Here is a 19,105-nt window from a genome sequence, read left to right on the forward strand (position 1 = left end):
TATGCAAATCATTAAAACAATCCAGTTCGCTTTGATCGCTTGTGCTCTGATTTCCGCTCCCACTTTGGTCCAGGCCGCCAATGGCTCTGACTATGAAGAAGTCAGCTATGATGATCTTCTCAATGAGTTGAGCGCCAAAAAGAACTCTATCGCCCGCAGATCGGCAAGCTCTTTTGACGACGTTCGCCTGCATGCAGGTATTGGCTATGCCAACTCGTTCACAAATATTTCCGCCAAGAACCAGAACTTCAACCGCCACGCCAATGGCATTCAGCTGTCCCTGGGAATGGATCTGTTCTCGCCGAACTGGTATTCCGAAGGTGTGTTTAAAAACTACGGCGTCACCTCTTCTGGCAGTGAAGAGATGACCTTGCGCGAACTGGATCTGAAAATCGGCTACACCAACCGCCTGGAGAGCATCTGGTCCTATTCCATTAGCTCCGGCCTGTCCAACCGCTTTCTGCGCTTCTCTGATTCCTCCAAAGGCATCAGCGTGGACGAAACAACACCTTCCTTGGTGGTTTCTACAGGTTTTAGCGCCCAGATTCACAAGCACCTTTCCATCGGCGCCGAGGTCAGCGCTCACACCGCCATGGTGAACAGCACATCGGACAAGAACTCTTTTGACTTCGCGTTCCGCCTAAACACCTCTTTGTAATTCAGAAACTTGCCCGCATGCCTAAGAACTGTTAACTCTAGGCATGCGTTTTTTCGGCTTCCTGCTGCTTTTCTCAACATTTCTGGCCCTCCCCACATTGGCTGAAACCACGAGCCTGTGCGGCATTCGCATTGAGGGTGATGAGAAAATTGAATTCAGCTCCACCGAACACGACTGGCTTTGCGGTTCAGCAAAAAGCCCGGCCTGGCAGAACATGCCCAACTCGCAGCGGACCCTTTTCTTAAAGGGCTTTCTGCAAAGCCGGGGCTATCATCAATCCACTTTCACCAGTACCGCCGACAGTCTGAACGTGGAGCTCGGCCCCCGCTCCACCCTGCAAACCCTCGAAGTCCACAATGCTCCTGCCGAATGGAACTGGCGCAAGCGTCGTTATATCAAAGACCGCCCGTTCACCCCCGCCACGCTAGATGAAATCACCAACTGGGCCCGTCGTCGCTTGCAGGAACACGGCTACCCCTGCCCTCAGATCGATGCACAAGCCCTGGTGCTTGAAGAAAAGTTTAATCTGACTGTGGAACCGGGTTCGGCCTATCGCTTTGGTGCCATTACAACTGTCGGTGAAGAAGATCTCAATCCCGCGATTCTGGATCGATACTCGGCTTTTTTCCCCGGTGCTCCATTTGACATACGCCTTTTGGAGATCACTTCCAACCGGGTCCTGCAGGAAGATCTTTATCTGAGCACCTACTATGACATCACCTGCACCGCTCAAGGCGAGGTGGAGATTGTTCGCAGGATGATTCCGGCCAAACCCCGTCTGCTGACGTTTGGCCTGGGGTTTGATTCTGAAGGAGGTGCGCTGTTTAGGTCGATGCTGAAACGAGCACGTCTGAATGAAACCGCCGACAATCTGGAAGCGTCCTTGTTTGCATCGTTGCTGGAACAAACCCTGACCGGCAAACACCGCCATTATTTTTCCTCGGATCTGACCTCCCGACTGCACTTGCTCACCACCGCCATGATCAAAAGGGAATCAGAAAGCTCCTATGAAGCCATGACTTATCAGTTGGGCACCAGTTTGGCCTTTGGCTGGGAGGCCTTACCGTATTCAGGCATGGCACAGATGGGTCCCTTGATCGAGCGCACGGACGTGATGCGTGGGCCTGAACCCTATCAGATCGACGCCCTTCGTATCGCGGGAGAGATCAACCTGACCAGTCATCTTTACGAATACTTTCTAACCAATCCCCAGGATGGATGGAGCGTGACACTGAATGCATCTTCGCAGGTGCAAGGAGCCCTTTCTGATGACAACATCCATCGTCTGACCTTGCGCCATCAGATCATCTGGAACCTGAATGAATGGGACCCACCGTTCTTGGTTTTAGGCTGGCGAGGCTGGGTGGGCACTTTCATTCTGCCGGATGGCGTGAACGACAGTCCGGATATTCCGGTTACTCAGCGCTTCTTCCTGGGCGGTGATGCGGATCTGCGAGGGTTTGCGCGTAAGCAGTTACCAGCCTCTGACAACGGATTCTTGACGGTGCTGTATCAGGGCCTGGAGCTTCGTGCGAATGATGTTCTTCCCTACAATCTGCAACCCTTGATATTCCTGGATGCAGCCAAGGCTGGCATTTTAGCCACCGAACTGGATTCGGCCCTTTACTATTCCCCGGGAGTAGGACTGCGTTGGGGATCCCCGATCGGAACCATTCGCGGTACCGTGGGGCGCGGATTTGTCGTGGACCGTGATCCCAGCAGCATCAATCCGGGTTATCAGTTCTTTGTCAGCTTTGGGAAGGAGTTCTAATGAGGACTCTGAGGAATCTTCTTCTTGCCCTTGGCGGAGTTGTTTTATTCTTTGTCGCTCTGCTGGTGACGGTGCTTTTGACCGTCTGGTTCTATCCGTCCTTACTGATCAACGAAAATAATATTAAAAAGGTCCTGACCTATGCGCCGGCCGAAATTCAGGTAAAATGGCAGAAGCTGGATCTGAGCTTTGAAAACCTGCGCTGGAATGAAAAAAGAGTGATTCTTCATTCCACAAATCTTTGCATCGAATACAGCCCTTTGCTGTCAACCTGCCTGCCTCAGACACAAATTGACGTGTCCTTTGCGATGGAAGGATTGAGGCCCGTCCTTACAAACTTAAGTGAAGTGAGCATCCACGTCAGTCATCTGGATCTGGAACTTCCCGAAAAAACCGAACCGCAGAAAGCGAAATCCTTGTTGCCGGATCTGCGCCTGCCCGCTTTCTCCAGCCTGTTCCCGCAGGTTTTGGATCTTAAAAAACTCGGCCGACTGGATATCACCCTGGATCAGTTCCGTTTGCTTGCAAAGGAAAAACCTCCCCTGCAAGCGAAAGCCCGTCTGCAGCGCACGAATCAAGCCCCCAGCGACCAAGTGGAATTTTCCCTCAACGCCGAGGCCTGGCAGCAGAACTCTTTCACCACAACCCTCTCGGCCCAGGGATCTTTAAATCCCCAGTCCATAACGTTGCAGGGACAGACCACGGTGCAAGCGGGCTCTGTAAAGGCTCAAACTCCGCTGGAGCTTTCCTGGAAAGATCGTTTCACTTTAAAGGCCCAACCCGAGCTTCTTATCCAAACGAAAAAACTGACAGAAAAAATCCGCCCGCAGATCGCATTGACCTGGTCCCAGACGCGGATCGAACTTCATGCAGGGCCTGCTCGTTCCAAAAAAATCTGGCTGGGCGGAGAGCTCGGCCTTTCGGACTGCTCTATTGTCAGTGACTTGCACAGCGAGAAGGGATTTCCTTCGCTGGCAAACTTGAACTGCGTCCTTACTGCCAAACCACGAAAGAAAATAAAAAATCTTCAGAACATTGAAACGCGCCTGACTGCGGAGCTTCGTATGAGCAGTCAAGGGACCGGAGAAAATGAAATTCTCAGCCTGTCGGGCTCTGCAGGACTTGAAGGTGAAACCGCCTTTATGACCGGAAAACTTTCCGCCCAAGGAGCTGCAGAGATTAAGAATCCCGCTTCCGAACCCCAATGGGCAAAAGCCATTTTCGATCTTTCTGCGAATTTGAAAATCCCGGACTTCACGGTGTGGAAGGATCTTTTCGAAAAAACTCCCTATGCGATTCCCGCCCCTTTGCACGTGCTGAAGGGCGAAGTTTTATTACAGGCCGAAGCGCACTGGCCCGACTTAAAATCACCCCTTTCAGCCACGGCACAGGTGCAAACCCGCTTGGCTTCGAAGACTCAAAAACTATGGACGACAACAAGGGCCCTTGTCACAACCACGGGCGTGCTGCCCAGACCCACAGGATTGAACATTCAGGTACAGAGCCTCCTGGAAGACATCCTTCTTGAGGCGCCCCCCCTAAGACTGGAACCCCCGCCACAAGCACTTCCCGACAAGCGCTTTGTTCTAAAGGCAAAAGAGCCCCTTGAGACCGCATTAAAAGAGTCCACCGCTCCTTCAATAAAGGAAAAGCTTCCCTTCGCACTGAACTGGACGGTGGAAGTCAAAACAGCCAAGCCTGTTCAAATTTCGTCGTCACTGCTACCGCAAAACATTCCGGTGGCAGTGGATCTGCATATTGAGGACAACGGTCTGATGAAAGGCACTGTCGCCGTTCAAAGTTTTCCATTTGAGATTTTCCGTAAAAAGGCCGTCGTGAAGAATGTGGATCTGATCTTCCATGCCAACTCACGGGTGCCGGAACTGTCCGGTCAGATCAACTATGCCAATCCCGAAGTGGACATCCGAATTCTTCTTTTAGGAAGTCTTGAAAAACCCCGCATCGAATTTGAAAGTGACCCACCGCTAAATCGCCAGCAGATTGTTTCGGTCTTGCTGTTTAATAAGTCTCTGGATGAGCTGAACGAAGAGGAGGTCAACTCCACCGCCAGTATGAGTCGGGCGATGTCCGATGGAGCTTTTGGACTGTTCTCACTGCTCTTCCTGTCTTCCACTCCGATCCAGTCCGTCAGTTACAATCCGGTGACCAAGGCCTACACCGCCCGGGTCCGTCTGGATGACAGCACCACCCTGAGCATGGGGTCAGACTTTTCAGAAGAACGACAGTTCACCGTTCGTCGACGCCTTGGAGGACCGTGGTCCATTCGCACGGAGCTTCGCCAGACCGATGAGCGTCCGGATGTGGTGTTGACCCTGCTGGAGTGGCTGAAACGCTTCTAGTTCGTTTTCTTGCTTTTTAAATCAGAATCTCAATATAATAGCGCGTGGATATTCTTCTTCTGGCGATGACAACAACGGTGTTTCTTTTAGGTTTGGCTTTGATGAGCAACCGAGCCCGTCGCCGTCAGAATGTCGCCTTCGAACTTAAACCCAATTGCCTGCTGACTCGATGGCCCTTGTTGTTTGTCACCGGGCCTCGCTCCATTTTTTACTTTAGCTCTTATTGGAATCTGTACACCGTCTTTTTGGCCGAACATGGTTATGAGGTTTTCACTTTGCATCTGCCCTGGAACAAAGCAGGCCTGCGTAAGGAACGTTTTGAACACTTTCTGAAGCAGCAAGAGGATCTGGGACGGCGTTTTCATCTGGTGGTCGACACTCCGACCTGGCAGGAGTTTCAGGATCTTTTGCGCCATCGCCGTTCCAGCAGTGTGCTGAGCATCACGGAGATCACCGATGCTGGGCAAAACAGTCCGCAGGCTTTGCAAGCCTTCCCGATCCCCACCGTAGACCTTGAGATGCCAGCCTATAGCAAAGGCAGCTTGTTCCTGAACCTCAGCTATCATCTGCACAAACAACTGGTGCGACGGGCTGGCCTCAACAGCCTCAACTCTTTGGGGGCCTTCCCGGAATCCGCTTTAAAAAATTCAATGCTATTGCTTGAGCGAGCGCAAACTTTGGCAGAGATGGATCTGCGCGAATCCTAAATACACCTTGCCAGACTTTATGCGCGGTGGTGAGATAATACTATGAGCGACTACAGAGACGTCACCCCGAACAAGCAGCAGCCCTCTTTTGAAATGACCAAAGAGGTCGTCCGCTACATCATCAACTACCTTCGTCATCCCATCGAAAAAATCAAGACACTGCCGGATTGGAACTGGCCGCTGCTTTTGATGACTTTGGTGTCTTTGTCGATCATCTCCGGAGTTTTGACGGGACTGGTGCCGCCGAACTTCTACCGCATCATGGGTGGCATCATCGTGTCCCCGATTGTCGGCTTGGTGACAACTTTCATCGGTTCACTATTTATCTACTACTACTTCCAGGTTTTTGAAAAGCGCACGTGTTCTTTGCGCAAGATCTTCACCTTGCTGCTTTTTGCAAACATTCCGTTTTTCATTTTTCAGGTCGGTTCTGAGCTGATTCCACCGATCACGCTGGTGGGTTTTGCCTTTACCGCCCTGCTGATGGCTGTCGGGTTGACCGAGAACTTCCAGATGGAAAAACGCCGCTCTTTAAGACTGGTCACCATTCTTTTTGCCATCGTCTTTATCATCTGGCTTTGGAATCGCATCGACATCAGTCGTTTGGAACGACTGGGCTAAAAAAAAGGGACAGGCCGCACCTGTCCCTTTTTTATTATTTTAAGAACATCGCTTTAGCGAGTTTTTGCTGTTCCTGGAAACTGTATCCCAAGGAAGACACCTTCGCCAGCTCATCAGCCACACGATGCTGCAACTGAATCATGCGGGACATCGCTTCAGTGTACTGCAACTGCCCTGCCGCCACGACCTCAACCTCCGGCAACAACATTTTCAAACCGGCCCCCTCTGCCAGAACCAGCTGTAAACGACCTTTTTCATCTTTCACCAAGGCCTCACCTGGCACCATCAGCACCTGCGCCAGAACCGCTGGTTCGCGCAGCCACTGTTGATAGATCTCCTGACGCTTCTTTATGGCTTCGGCCGTGTTCGAAATGACACCTGTTCTTTGCACAAGCACATAAGTCAGAAGATTTCCCATCATCAAACTGTTTTCACGGACAAAGCAGAACTTCTCTTTTCCATCACAATTCTTCTTCTCTTTCACCAATTCAGTCCAGTGCAAACTCAAGTGAGGCAACAACGGCTCTCCAGAGAGCAAGGCCTCCTGTGCAATCGCCATCTGCACGCGCTCGAAGGCATTGCTTAACAGCTGCCGCGTGCGTTCCCGTGTTTGATCCGTGACGGCTGCCGTAAGCACTTCCTGCAATGAGGAATTCCAGGTCTCATAGTCCACGGTCAAATAAGGATGCAGAAGCAGCAAGGCGGTCACGTACTTTTCAAGCTTGTGGGTCGCTGTCAAACTCTGCAATTCCATCAGATTATTGATTTGACCTGGCTGATCCACATAGCGGGACTTCTTGGTAATCAACGCCGAAACATTCAGAACGGGCAAATGAAGCCCTAGCTTCTGCCAGCGCGCTTCCTTATCCACCGTCATTTTTTGCAGATAGGAAAATGCAGGGGCGAAGTAACTTCTAACAATTTCGCCACCATCTTTCACCTCTTTTCCGGCAGGTTTTTCCTCCGTCCAGGCGGCGCGACTGAACTTTCGGATGTCACGGGTCATAAAGACCGTGCTCATTTCCTGCTGACACGTCTTAAAGTTCTCTGACGAGCCATTGTTAATAAACTGCATCAGTTCTTTAGGGGACCCCGTCACGTCACGAATAATTTCCTGCACCAGATCCATATTCGAGACGTTCAATGATGTATTGGCTTTGTAAGATGCAGAATCCACGCGTCTGTAATAAGGCGCCTTGCTAAGAGCAAAGGTCGTCATCGCCTCACAAGAGCGGAACGATTTTTCATCAATCTCGGTAAGTGCACTGCGGTTGTTCAGCACCTCTTCGTAGGTATCCATCGCCTGCTTCATTTGGGCTCTATGGTATTCCTCCATCATCACCGCCAGGTCCTTGATCATCACCATCATTTTCTTTTGGTTCTCAAGAATCTCTTTTTGCATGGCCTTGATTTCAGCAAGACTCTGCTTGATGGCTCTCAGTTCGGCCATCACTGCCGGGTCCGAACCACCACCCCCCAAACCACCAAAGGCAGCTAAGGCCATTGTTGCCGGCCCACCCGAGAAGGCTCCTAAGGCTCCGACAAAGCCACCGGCACTGAAGGCTTTTGAGATGGCGCTGACCGCCTGAATTCCCTGATTGATCTTCATTGCTGTATCAATCGCCTTGGTCACACCAGGGCTCAGCTTAACACCCAAAACGTCCGTCACCTGCAATGTGGTTTTCAGAATGTTGTCTAAAGACTTTGAAGCGTTGTCGACGCTATTCACAAATTTTTGAACATCAGAATCCAGCTCCCGTTTGCGCTGAAAGAAACCTTTCTTTTCCAGCTCTGCCGCCACCTCAGGTGACGGTGGCTCTGAGGCGCGACCGTTCAACAGGGCATCCATCATTTCCCGGGCCTGTTTTTTCCCCGGCTCAGACAAGGACAGATCAATATCATCCGTCAGCTTTTTAATCTTCCCATAGATATTTTTAACAGAGCCCCCCATCACCACCGCATCCTTCCTCAAGGACTCGCTGTATGTCTGCAGTGACTCGGCCAGGGCCACGACCTTTTTGGCCTTATCCGCCACGTCACGGATCTGCTGAATATTGACCAACAATGTTTTGACTGTTGGAGAGTCCGCCAGGACAGAGGCCAGAGCACCCGCCACAGCCGTGTAAAGAGCCAGACTGGCCTGATCATCTTCACTTAATCCATATTGGTAAAATAAATAGTCAGCTTGTTTTAAGTACGCAACAATCTGTTCAATCTGGGCGGAACGATCGCCGATAAATTTGGTCTTATCAATTTTATCCAGGACCTCAGGACGTTCTTTTTTTATTTTTGCCACTACGTCCACCGCTATATCGTGGCTGTCTTTTTTGATCTGTTCATCAAAGGCCTTGAGCAAATTGCGCAAAGCCACCGATTGAACCAACCCGGCCATCTTACCTTCCAACTGATGATGAAAAGCATTGCTGCGCTGAACTTCCTTTAAGTTTAAATTCAACGTATTCAACAGAAGATCGGTGTCAGCCAAGGCTGCAGAATCACCGACGATGATGCTTTTCTTCGCCATATCCCATCTTTGACTGATTTCATCAGGGAAGACCAAGGCCTTCCCTTCTTCCAATTGGGCTTTTAGAAATCCCAACACCTCGGGATTTTGTTCCTGCAACAATGAGCGCAAAGCCTCTGCCAGCGGCAGATTGGCATTTTCAGAATAAATTAACTGTTGAAACTGCTCCCAGCCAGAATTCTGATTCTGCTTCTGCGGAGTCGCCGTGGGCACACTATTGCCAGCCGGAGCGCAAGCCGACAGCAAAAAAGCACATGCAGTCGAATATACAACAAATTGCTTTTTCATTTTTCCAACTCCTTAAATAATGGACTGACCGTTGACGGTGATTGTACTGCGCTCTTGCACACCCAGCGGACCCGAGGCTCCTCTGTCTCCTTTTTCACCTTGAGCACCTTGAGCCCCTTTGACCGCCCCATCACATCCACGGCGACCAGAGCCTGGGTCTCCACCTTCTCCACCCATGCCGCCCTCACTGCCGATCCCTCCTGGGCCTCCCAGTCCGGGTTCGACTGTCAGACTGGCCGTAAAGAACGGGCCCGTGGAAACTGAAATATCTACGGAACCTGAATGGCCGCCAATCATCCCCATGCCACCGCGATATCCTTTGGGGCCTTGGCCACCGGATGCCCCACTGGAAGGTCTTTTAACACAAATGAACTCACAAATTCGTCGAGCAGGACGTTCTACTAAAACGTCACGGAAGACTTCGCCGCCAGTGCAACTTTGATAAATCTCAGCATCAGATCCGCGTGCTCCTTTTGCTCCGACTCCCGTCTGCGCTGCTGCTGGCAAGCCCTCACCCCCGGCTGTTCCACGCATGTTGATATTCAAGTGCCCCATAGCCATACCTGCTCTTAAAGAAAGATAGCCCCCATCCTTACCCACCTGCCCTGGGGCTGGAACTTTCTCTGCTTCTTCGCGGGAGAAGGATTCAATGGTGGCTGTGTCTTCTGCGTAAAGGCGACCCACCTCCAGATAAACCTGCTGTCCTTCGGTGCGCAGAATATTTCCCTTTTCAATGAAGATGATTCCGAACTTATAGGCACCGGAAGAAATCCCCAAAGACTGTAAAGTCGTCACTTTGCTTTCAGAGGCAACAACCAGATCCGGAGTCAGCGAGTAGGTGCTTTCTGCAATCAATTTCTCTTGGGAGTAAATGCGGTAGGTGACCGTCTTTTGGGTCCGATCATGCTTCCAGAGATCCAGTCGGTCCGAAATCACATACCGACCCGACACATACTTTGCATCAATTTTGGAAACGGCTTCATAGGCGGGGTTTACTGCTAACGACGAAAACGAACGTTTGATCTCCAACTGGTTCACGTAAATGTTTTCCGGGATCGACAGTTTTGTCTCGTAGATATTCAGGTTTCTTTTGAACTCTGGATAATTTGAACGGTCTTCACGAAGATCGGTGACTTTCTTGACTTCAATCACCACACCTTCGGCAAGAACACGGCGGGGGTTGGCCTCTTGGGCATTGTTGTCGGAAGCCTTTACTGTCGGTGTTTGCGGGCTGTTTCCGCCTGTGCCCTGGCACGCCAGAAGGTGACTGGACAGAATCGAGATCAGGAAAATTTTAAAAGTGTTTTGTACTGACATAACATCTCCTATTGTCAGTACCCCCTAAAGCAATGCACGTACCGCCTCTCAGGTCCGATATATGGCTTCTGAGGCTCATTTTCGGATATTTTATGGAATTCCATGGACTGGATTCTTAAATCTAGGACTTTTTTAAAAGCCCGCAGCCCTTCTCTGGGCACAAAAAAACCCACCTGGTACAGGTGGGTTTTTAGACTTTTTATCAAGATGTTCTTACTTAGGCGCGACCCGTGGAACCGAAACCTCCAGCACCACGTTCGGTGGCACCAAGTTCGTCCACAACCTCGAACTGAGCCTGAATCACCGGCGCCAGAACGAGCTGAGCACAACGCTCCTGATCACTGATCACAACCGGCTCATTCCCCAGATTGATCACAATGATTTTTACTTCGCCCCGATAGTCGGCATCAATGGTGCCCGGAGTGTTCAACACCGTCAGACCGCTTTTCGCCGCCCAGCCACTGCGAGGACGGGCTTGGATTTCATATCCCAATGGAATCTCAAAGCTCAAACCGGTTGGAATCATGGCTCTTTCGCCTGGATTCAACGTCACAGCCCCGGCAAGCTGAGCGCGCACATCAAAGCCACTGGCACCCAAAGACTGATAGGCTGGAAGCTCACCACGGAAATTTTCTAGTTTTTTGATTTTTACTGCCAACTTTTGCATTTCAATCCTCGTTCTTGGAATTATAATTTAAGATCGTTCCACCAGGTCTCAAGTGACTTCACCTCAGGCCCCAGAAGAACACCGGATGCCTTGTCCAGATCCAGTTCGTGGCGGATGTAATGATTCACGGTGTCCACCGTCACCGCCTTGATTTCCTCGATCACGGACTCCACTGCACGGTACTTGCCGAAAACCATTTCATTCACGGCCAAAGACGTCATGCGGTTTTCGATATCGTCAGATCCCAGAAGGATACTGCCAATGACCTGTGTCTTACACATCTCGACATCTGCCTTCGTCACACCCTGCTTGCGGATCTTCGCAAATTCTTTAGAGATCAAATCCCCGACTTTACGCGCATTCTTGGCTTCGGTTCCTGCATAGATCGTCAACATGCCGGAATCAATGTTCGTATTGAGGCTGGAATGAATCGAATATACCAGGCCTCTTTTTTCCCGCACACTTTGATAAAGCTTGGACGTCATCCCACCACCCAAAAGAGTATTGGTCACAACCGCTTCAAAACGATGTTTGTCCTGGAAGCTGGCGGTCGGAAAACCCAGAAGCATGTGCACCTGTTCTGCTTGTTTTTCCACGACATGACGTCGGGTCAACCAGCGCGGTACACGGCGGGTGACTTTAAGCTCACTTTTCTTTTTACTGCCAAGTCGCTTCTGAATACCGGCCATCAGCTCATCATGACTGATACAGCCCGAAGCACTGATGATGATGTTCTTTCCGGTGTAATTGCGACGGTAGTAATCCATCACCTGCGTCTGCTTCATGCGAGCCACTGAAACCGGTGTTCCCAGAATCGGACGACCCAGAGGATGTTTGCCATAGACCTGCTCATAGAACACGTCATAGACCATGTCTTCATGGCTGTCTTCGGACATGGCGATTTCCTGAAGGATCACGCCCTTTTCCAAATCAAATTCTTTTTGCACCAGCTTCATGTTGGAAACCAGGTCCGCTAAAACATCCAATGCTTTTTCCCAATGGTCCTTAAGAACCAAGGCATGATAGCAGGTGTACTCGCGCGTGGTGTAGGCATTCAGCTCTCCACCCAAAGCTTCCAGGGATTTGGCAATTTGGTAGGCTGACCGATTTTTGGTGCCCTTGAAGACCAGATGTTCAAGCAAGTGGGAAATACCGGCAACCTCAGGAGTTTCATCCCGTGTTCCCGTCAAAACCCAGATACCCATAGAAACGGCACGGGACCCTGGATGAAGTTCGCTCACCACTCGGATCCCGTTAGAAAGTTCAGATTTTTTGAACTTAGTGTCTGTCATTAAATCTCTTTAGACAAAGCTGCTTCCAGAAAGGGACTCATGACCCCTTTCCTGTGCCCGCCTAGCGGTTACTGAAGCAAAGCCTTGCGGGAAAGCTTGATACGACCTGCACGGTCCACTTCAAGAACTTTAACGTCGATGATTTCGCCTTCTGAAAGTACGTCAGTCACTGCGCGTACACGTTCGTTGGCAATCTCAGAGATGTGCAAAAGACCTTGAGTGTTTGGCAGGATCTCAACGAAAGCACCGAATTCAGCGATCTTCACGACGCGGCCTTTGTAGGTCTTGCCCACTTCGGCTTCGGCGATGATGTCGTTGATCATTGCGATAGCTTTTTTCGTTGCTTCTGGATCAGCGGAAGCGATGTTGATCGTACCATCATCCTGGATTTCGATCTTAACACCTGTAGCTTCCGTGATACCACGGATCACTTTACCACCAGAACCGATCACTTCACGGATCTTATCTGGCTTGATTTTGATAGTTTCAATACGTGGCGCGAATTCAGAGATCTGACCACGAGGAACTTTCATCACTTTTTCCATTTCATTCAGGATGTGAGCACGGCCTTCTTTAGCTTGCGCCAATGCCTGTTCCATCACTTCGAACGATACGGAGTCAATTTTAATATCCATCTGCAAAGCGGTGATACCAGCAGGAGAACCCGCCACTTTGAAGTCCATGTCACCCAAGTGATCTTCATCACCCAAGATGTCAGTCAGAACCGCAACACGGTCACCTTCTTTGATCAAGCCCATTGCCACACCGGCAACGTTGCCTTTCAAAGGAACACCCGCATCAAGCAAAGCCATTGTACCGGAGCACACGGTGCCCATGGAGGAGGAACCGTTGGATTCCAAAACTTCAGACACGATACGGATTGTGTAAGGGAACTTCTCGAAGTCCGGAAGAACAGCTTTGATCGCGCGTTCTGCCAGGTTACCGTGACCGATCTCACGACGGCTGGTACCGGACATACGACCCACTTCGCCTACAGAGTATGGAGGGAAGTTATAATGAAGCATGAACTTGCGTTTTTGCAGACCCAACAATGAATCCACCATTTGTTCATCATCAGCCGTACCCAAAGTCACAGTACCCAGGACTTGAGTTTCACCGCGAGTGAACAATGCAGAACCGTGAGCACGTGGAAGCAATCCCACTTCGTTCGCGATCGGACGTACAGTTTTCACATCACGACCATCAATACGAACCGCGCGATCCAAAATCATGGAACGAGCTTCTTGGTATTTCAAATCTTCAACGATTGTGTTCAGTTCTTTTTTACGCTGTTTCAAAAGCTCTTTATCTTCGATGCCCGCAAGCAAAGCTTTTTCAGCCTCTGCGGCAGCTTCGTTCGCTGCTGCATAACGATCCTGTTTTTCTTTGATAGAAAGAGCCGCTGCAATCTTAGGTCTCAACAGACCTTCAGCTTTTGTTTTGAAATCTGCATCGATAGACGGAGCCACGAAAGCACGTTTCGCCACAGAGCCCGCTTTTTCACGCAACTCATCTTGCGCATTCAAAAGAGGAATCAAAGACTGGTGACCGAATTTCAAAGCTGCCAAAGCGTCCGCTTCAGAGATGAATTTCGTTTCACCCTCAACCATCAACAGACCATTGCGAGTTCCCGCAACAATCATATCCATGTCAGATTTTTCCATCTGTTGTGGAGTTGGGTTGGCTACGAACTGACCATCAACGCGTGCGATTTGAACTGCCGCTGTCGGGCCGTTGAAAGGAATGTCAGAGCAATGCAAAGCTGCAGAAGCACCCAAGCTTGCCAAAATTTCCAATGGGAATGCACCGTCCGCAGACAATACCGTCGCAACGATTTGTGTTTCGTGGCGGTAGCCTTCAGGGAATACAGGACGAATAGGACGGTCGATAAGACGAGCGATCAAAACCGCATCGTTGGTTGGTTTTGCTTCACGTTTGAAGTAACCACCTGGGATTTTTCCTGTTGCGTAGAACTTCTCAATGTACTCAACAGTCAGAGGGAAGAAATCTAGTTCAGAGGCTTTTTTTGAAGAAGTCGCAGTAACAAGAACCATGTTGTTACCAGAGCTTACTAGAGCGGCGCCATCCGCTTGTTTCGCCAAACGGCCTGTTTCGATGGTAATCTGTTTTCCGCCCACCGATGTTGTTACAGTCGTTTTCATTAAATCTCCTTGAAGTTATCACAGAGCCTTATGCTCTGCTCTGCTGTGGCTGAAATGACGAAGGGGCTTTTCCCGCCCCTTCGTCTAATTTGGAATCTGTTGGATTACTTACGGATTTCCAAAGCTTTGATAAGCTCTTGATACTTCTTCACATCTTTGCGGTGCAAGTAGTCCAAAAGTTTTCTTCTTTGGTTAACCATTGTCACAAGACCGCGACGACCGTGGTGGTCTTTTTTGTGTTTTGCGAAGTGGTTTGTCAGATCGTTGATTTTCGCTGTCAAAAGAGCGATTTGAACTTCAGAGGAACCAGTGTCCAAGTCAGAAGTTTTGAATTTTTTAACGATTTCTGCCGTTTGTTCTTTAGTGACTGCCATTAGCGTCTCCTTGAATTTGTCCCGGATTTTTTAACCCCGGAAGATTTAGTTACCATCTCCCCCTTGGCCGTCATGGCTGTCGAACCAGAGAGATTTGAAGTTATTGTTTAAACCCAACCCCCAGAGGGGTCAAGAGTATTTAAAGACCCTGCGAAGAACGAATCCCCGGCCTGGCTCAAGGCCAACAATTGCCAGCAGTTGCCCCCCGTCTTGGGCCAGAACCTGAATATATTGGTCCACGTCTGGATTGAAGGCCGAAATCAGCTGGGAACGAAGGTCGTGACTGATCTGCCCGTTCCCCAAAAGGACCTTATCCTGGCCCTTAATGCGAATACGTTTGATCTGAGGCAAAGCCAGCTCCATGGGCACAAATGCGGACCCCAAAGCCCCTGCCTTGACGACCTCTTCAATCTGCTCCAGAGTCTGCGCCTGACCAATAAAATAAGGGGCTGACCAAGTCCTGCGCAGCCCGCTCATCGCCGCCCCACAACCCAAGGCCTTCCCTAAAAGGTCAATCCAGGTGCGAATATAGCTGCCTTTACTGCATTTAATATCAAACTCGGCCCAATCCGGACCTATTTCGACCGGCTGGATATCCCAGAACTTCATTAGCTTCTTGGGAATGACCACTTCCTGCTCGCCGCGGGCGTATTCATAAAGCTTTTTACCCTGGATCTTGATTGCGGAATAAATAGGCACTTCAACTTCCATCTCACCCTGAAGCTTGGCGGCTTCCGCCAGAATCAGCTCGCGGGTCAGGTGATCCGTGGACTTTTGCTCCAAGACTTCGCCCGTGGTGTCCAAGGTGTCGGTGCGAACCCCAAACTGAGCGCGCAGACGGTACCCCTTATCCCCTTCCAGAATGTATTGGCTGAGCTTGGTGCCCTCATTGATAAGGCAAGCCATCAACCCTGAAGCCATCGGATCCAGAGTTCCAGAATGCCCTACGGCCCGCGTACCCAAAATACGACGCAGACGCGACACAACGTCATGACTGGAGATGCCCGAGGGCTTATCCACCAGCAGAAGACCATTAAATTGATTATTATTCGTCATCGGATTCGTCGGAACTTTCGCCAGGATTTTTGGCTTTTCTTTCCAGCTCAAGTTCATGAAGGATCTTTTCAACCTTCAAAACCTGCTCAGTGGCGTGGTCCAAATAAAAGGTCAACTTCGGGCAATAGCGCATTTTCAGCTCTTTGCCGATGAAGTTTTGAATCTCAAAAGCACGTTCCTGAAGTAGATCCAGCGCTTCATCCTGCTGTTTTTCGTCTCCAAGAACACTGATATAAACTTTGGCAGCGCGAAGATCCGCGGGCATTTTCACCGATGCCACGGTCACCAGACCCGGCAACGGTGATTTGAAACCACGAATCAAAAACTGAGCAATGGTCGCTTGAATCTCACGCTCGACGCGGGCGACACGGCGCCCATCACCCATATTCTTCATTAGTTCGCTCCGCCCTCTAGCTCGCGAGCCACTTCTTTTTTAACGAAGGCTTCCATCTGGTCGCCCACTTTAACGTCGTTGTAGTTCTCGATACCGATACCGCACTCATAGCCGGAAGCCACTTCTTTGGCGTCGTCTTTGAAGCGTTTAAGAGAGGCAATTTTGCCTTCGTATACAATTTTATTTTCACGCAGCAAACGGATGCTCGCATTACGCTGAACCTTACCATCGATAACGAAGCAACCTGCAATCGTACCAACTTTAGGAACAGTGAACACGTTACGCACTTCTGCACGACCCAGGACTTCTTCGACGATGTCCGGAGACAACAGACCGCCCATGGCCGCTTTCATCTGGTCGATCAGTTCGTACACGATAGAGTACGTACGAACATCCACGCCCATTTGTTTTGCTTTCGCCTGCGCGCCCAGGTCCGGACGAACGTTGAAGCCCAGAACGATACCTTTTGCCGTGTTGGCAAGAACGATATCACCCTCATTGATACCACCCACTGCAGAGTGGATGACACGAGCTTTAACTTCCGGAGTGGAAAGCTTCGAAAGCATTCCGTTGATCGCTTCCAAAGAACCATGCACATCGGCTTTCAACACGATCGCAAGCTCTTTTACGTCACCAGCTTTAACTTTCGCAAACACTTCATCCAGAGACAGTTTTGCCGCCGGAGCCGCTGCTGCTTTTTCAGCCTGTTCTTTTCTCAATTCAGAAACCTTGGTCGCCGTGTCTTCATCTTTCACGATGTCGAACTTGTCACCGGCCGCAGGAACCGCCTCAAGACCCAATACCTCAACAGGGATACCAGGACCCGCAGACTGAACACGCTCACCACGGTCATTGGTCAAAGAACGAACGCGGCCTTTCATGGTACCAGCAACGATGTACTGACCCACTTCAACCGTACCGTCTTTAACCAGCAAAGTCGCCACAGGGCCTTTGCCTTTTTCCATCTTCGCTTCGATCACAAGACCTGTACCGGAGCGTTTTGGATTTGCTTTCAACTCGGCCACTTCCGAAACCAATTTGATCTGCTCCAGCAACTCAGTGATGCCCGTTCTCTTCAAAGCGGAAACTTCGCAGAAGATCGTAGAACCACCCCACTCCTCAGGAACGATTTCAAGCTCAGTCAACTGTTGCTTGATACGCTCTGGGTTGGCGCCTGGTTTATCAATTTTATTCACCGCCACGATGATTGGTACGCCCGCTGCTTTGGCGTGGTTAATCGCCTCTTGAGTCTGAGGCATCATACCGTCATCCGCTGCCACCACGATGATCGCGATGTCAGTGGCGTTGGCACCACGAGCACGCATCGCCGTGAAGGCTTCGTGGCCCGGAGTATCCAGGAATGTGATCAGACTGCCGTCTTCGATTTTCACGCTGTACGCACCAATGTGCTGCGTGATACCGCCGGCCTCACCTTTAGCTACGTCCGCATTGCGAATCGCATCCAACAAGGACGTCTTACCGTGGTCGACGTGACCCATGACAGTCACTACTGGAGGACGAGTCACTGGAGCTGCATCCAGATCACCGAATGCTGTCTGTTCAGCAACTTCGTCCGCCGTTTTAAATACGTTTTGTGCTTCCCAACCGAACTCCGGAACAATCAATGCGATCGTGTCGAAATCCAGCTCCATGTTCATGTTGGCCATCACGCCCTGTTTCATCAGTTCACGAACCAATTGAGGCGCCTTCAAACCCATTTCCATGGCCAAGTCGCTCAACTTCATTGTGTTATTCACCTTCACCACGCGTTTATGCGCGGAAGGTGTCGTGATCTGTGTTTTCATTGCGTCGCGATCCAACATGCCCTTCTTCTTTTTAGGTTGGAAGACCATCTCACGCTTGCGGAATTCAACCGCATTGAATGACACTACTTCTTCTTCTTTTTCACCACCGCGACCCGCCGCTGCTGGACCCGCTGCAGGTCCCGCCGGAGCACCGAATCTCTTACGCTTGTCAAAGTCACGACCGCGATCGCCACCCTGATCGATGATTGGCTCAGGTGGCTGATTCGCCGCTACAAATCCAGTGCGGATGTTGCGAGTCGGTGCACCGCCCGCCGGACGATTGAAGCCGCCAGGACGCTGACCGGTGAAGGAAGCACTGGCTCCGCGCTGTTCGCCACCCGGCCCACGAGGCTGGAATCCGCCGGTGCGCTCTCCTTGAGGGCGCTGCGGAGCTTGTGACTGAACGCGGGAAAGATCCATGCGTCCGATAATATTTCTTTTTGGTGCCGATGCCGGCGTGGCAGAACTGGAAACACCGCTGGTGCCCACAACAACCTCTTTCTTACGAGCTTGTGGGGCTGCCGCAGGCTCCGCTGCAACAGGGGCCACAGGAGCCGGTGCTGGCGTTTCTTTCACCACCACAACAGGTTCCACTTTTTCTACCGGAGCGGGAGCCACCTCTTTAACTGGTGTTTTTTCCACTACGGGTTCTGCAGCCACTTCCGGTGCTGCCTCAATTTCTTCAGCTTCCACTTTCGCAGCAGGCTTCTTAACCACAACACGTGTCGTTTTCGGAGCCGCCTCTTCCGTTTCCGCTTCAGGCTTAGCTATGATTTTAGCTTTTGGAGCCTCAACCGGAGCTTCATCTTTCTTTCTGCGAATCACAGGGGCTTTTGCGGCAGCAGAGGCCTCTGCTTCTGCAGGTGGCGCTGCTGCTTTTTTAGGTGCCGCTTTACGAGCAGCTGTCTTTTTGGGTTTCGGCTCATCGGAGGATTTTTCGCCACCGCTGAGTTTAATTTTAATTTGCTCAAGAACGTCCGGTTCAAGCTCCGCCATGTGACTTTTCACAGGTAAATGCCACTCGCGGATTTTATCCATGAGGGCCAGCGGGGTCATCCCGATCTCTTTTGCAAATTCAAAAACCTTTGGATTACTCACTCAGTCTCCCT

The 19,105-nt window shown here is 50.6% G+C and carries 14 protein-coding genes; 5 read left to right on the forward strand and 9 right to left on the reverse strand.

Annotated features, from left to right (window positions below; translation table 11 throughout):
* Position 1: 1 nt before the first annotated feature.
* The 5 genes from ACZ5ZV_RS12170 to ACZ5ZV_RS12190 are packed head-to-tail and all read left to right on the forward strand — an operon-like array spanning position 2 to position 6,117.
* A complete protein-coding gene (locus ACZ5ZV_RS12170; RefSeq protein WP_464117268.1) occupies positions 2 to 658 on the forward strand; it encodes a hypothetical protein in 657 nt (218 codons plus the stop codon).
* 43 nt (positions 659 to 701) lie between these two features.
* Positions 702 to 2,429 (forward strand): autotransporter assembly complex protein TamA, encoded by a 1,728-nt coding sequence (locus ACZ5ZV_RS12175; RefSeq protein WP_464117269.1) that lies wholly within the window; start codon positions 702 to 704, stop codon positions 2,427 to 2,429.
* A complete protein-coding gene (locus ACZ5ZV_RS12180) occupies positions 2,429 to 4,789 on the forward strand; it encodes a translocation/assembly module TamB domain-containing protein (RefSeq protein WP_464117270.1) in 2,361 nt (786 codons plus the stop codon). The genes ACZ5ZV_RS12175 and ACZ5ZV_RS12180 overlap by 1 nt, the downstream gene beginning before the upstream one ends.
* Before the next feature lie 44 nt (positions 4,790 to 4,833).
* Positions 4,834 to 5,496 (forward strand): hypothetical protein, encoded by a 663-nt coding sequence (locus ACZ5ZV_RS12185; protein ID WP_464117271.1) that lies wholly within the window; start codon positions 4,834 to 4,836, stop codon positions 5,494 to 5,496.
* 42 nt (positions 5,497 to 5,538) lie between these two features.
* The gene (locus tag ACZ5ZV_RS12190) at positions 5,539 to 6,117 is read left to right on the forward strand and encodes a Yip1 family protein (protein ID WP_464117272.1); all 579 of its coding nucleotides are present in this window, start codon (positions 5,539 to 5,541) and stop codon (positions 6,115 to 6,117) included.
* Between the two features lie 34 nt (positions 6,118 to 6,151).
* On the opposite strand, the gene ACZ5ZV_RS12195 is transcribed toward ACZ5ZV_RS12190, so the two are convergent.
* The 9 genes from ACZ5ZV_RS12195 to infB form a co-directional block, all read right to left on the reverse strand.
* Positions 6,152 to 8,929: a hypothetical protein gene (locus tag ACZ5ZV_RS12195; protein WP_464117273.1), complete on the reverse strand. Its 2,778-nt coding sequence runs from the start codon at positions 8,927 to 8,929 to the stop codon at positions 6,152 to 6,154.
* A gap of 12 nt (positions 8,930 to 8,941) precedes the next feature.
* Complete coding sequence (locus tag ACZ5ZV_RS12200) at positions 8,942 to 10,246, reverse strand: hypothetical protein (protein WP_464117274.1); 1,305 nt, start codon at positions 10,244 to 10,246, stop codon at positions 8,942 to 8,944.
* Positions 10,247 to 10,463: 217 nt separating this feature from the next.
* Positions 10,464 to 10,913 (reverse strand): dUTP diphosphatase, encoded by a 450-nt coding sequence (gene dut / locus ACZ5ZV_RS12205; RefSeq protein WP_464117275.1) that lies wholly within the window; start codon positions 10,911 to 10,913, stop codon positions 10,464 to 10,466.
* A gap of 20 nt (positions 10,914 to 10,933) precedes the next feature.
* Positions 10,934 to 12,205 carry a M16 family metallopeptidase gene (locus ACZ5ZV_RS12210; RefSeq protein ID WP_464117276.1) on the reverse strand — a complete coding sequence of 424 codons (1,272 nt, stop codon included), beginning with the start codon at positions 12,203 to 12,205 and terminating at the stop codon, positions 10,934 to 10,936.
* 68 nt (positions 12,206 to 12,273) lie between these two features.
* Complete coding sequence (pnp, locus tag ACZ5ZV_RS12215; RefSeq protein WP_464117277.1) at positions 12,274 to 14,367, reverse strand: polyribonucleotide nucleotidyltransferase; 2,094 nt, start codon at positions 14,365 to 14,367, stop codon at positions 12,274 to 12,276.
* A gap of 104 nt (positions 14,368 to 14,471) precedes the next feature.
* Positions 14,472 to 14,741, reverse strand: a complete 270-nt coding sequence (rpsO, locus tag ACZ5ZV_RS12220; protein WP_464117278.1) for a 30S ribosomal protein S15 — start codon at positions 14,739 to 14,741, stop codon at positions 14,472 to 14,474.
* 129 nt (positions 14,742 to 14,870) lie between these two features.
* Complete coding sequence (truB, locus tag ACZ5ZV_RS12225; RefSeq protein ID WP_464117279.1) at positions 14,871 to 15,854, reverse strand: tRNA pseudouridine(55) synthase TruB; 984 nt, start codon at positions 15,852 to 15,854, stop codon at positions 14,871 to 14,873.
* Positions 15,787 to 16,191 (reverse strand): 30S ribosome-binding factor RbfA, encoded by a 405-nt coding sequence (gene rbfA / locus ACZ5ZV_RS12230; protein ID WP_464117280.1) that lies wholly within the window; start codon positions 16,189 to 16,191, stop codon positions 15,787 to 15,789. The genes truB and rbfA overlap by 68 nt, the downstream gene beginning before the upstream one ends.
* Entirely contained in the window at positions 16,191 to 19,094 is a 2,904-nt protein-coding gene (infB, locus tag ACZ5ZV_RS12235) for a translation initiation factor IF-2 (protein WP_464117281.1), read from the reverse strand. Before infB ends, rbfA begins: the two co-directional genes overlap by 1 nt.
* Positions 19,095 to 19,105: the final 11 nt, after the last annotated feature.

Source organism: Bdellovibrio sp. HAGR004 (assembly GCF_055397015.1).

Bases quoted from the DNA above. Each gene is read 5' to 3' on its own strand.
- ACZ5ZV_RS12170 (WP_464117268.1), top strand. From the start codon at position 2: ATGCAAATCATTAAAACAATCCAGTTCGCTTTGATCGCTTGTGCTCTG.
- ACZ5ZV_RS12175 (WP_464117269.1), top strand. From the start codon at position 702: ATGCGTTTTTTCGGCTTCCTGCTGCTTTTCTCAACATTTCTGGCCCTC.
- ACZ5ZV_RS12180 (WP_464117270.1), top strand. From the start codon at position 2,429: ATGAGGACTCTGAGGAATCTTCTTCTTGCCCTTGGCGGAGTTGTTTTA.
- ACZ5ZV_RS12190 (WP_464117272.1), top strand. From the start codon at position 5,539: ATGAGCGACTACAGAGACGTCACCCCGAACAAGCAGCAGCCCTCTTTT.
- ACZ5ZV_RS12195 (WP_464117273.1), bottom strand. From the start codon at position 8,929: ATGAAAAAGCAATTTGTTGTATATTCGACTGCATGTGCTTTTTTGCTG.
- ACZ5ZV_RS12200 (WP_464117274.1), bottom strand. From the start codon at position 10,246: ATGTCAGTACAAAACACTTTTAAAATTTTCCTGATCTCGATTCTGTCC.
- dut (WP_464117275.1), bottom strand. From the start codon at position 10,913: ATGCAAAAGTTGGCAGTAAAAATCAAAAAACTAGAAAATTTCCGTGGT.
- ACZ5ZV_RS12210 (WP_464117276.1), bottom strand. From the start codon at position 12,205: ATGACAGACACTAAGTTCAAAAAATCTGAACTTTCTAACGGGATCCGA.
- pnp (WP_464117277.1), bottom strand. From the start codon at position 14,367: ATGAAAACGACTGTAACAACATCGGTGGGCGGAAAACAGATTACCATC.
- rpsO (WP_464117278.1), bottom strand. From the start codon at position 14,741: ATGGCAGTCACTAAAGAACAAACGGCAGAAATCGTTAAAAAATTCAAA.
- truB (WP_464117279.1), bottom strand. From the start codon at position 15,854: ATGAACTTGAGCTGGAAAGAAAAGCCAAAAATCCTGGCGAAAGTTCCG.
- rbfA (WP_464117280.1), bottom strand. From the start codon at position 16,191: ATGAAGAATATGGGTGATGGGCGCCGTGTCGCCCGCGTCGAGCGTGAG.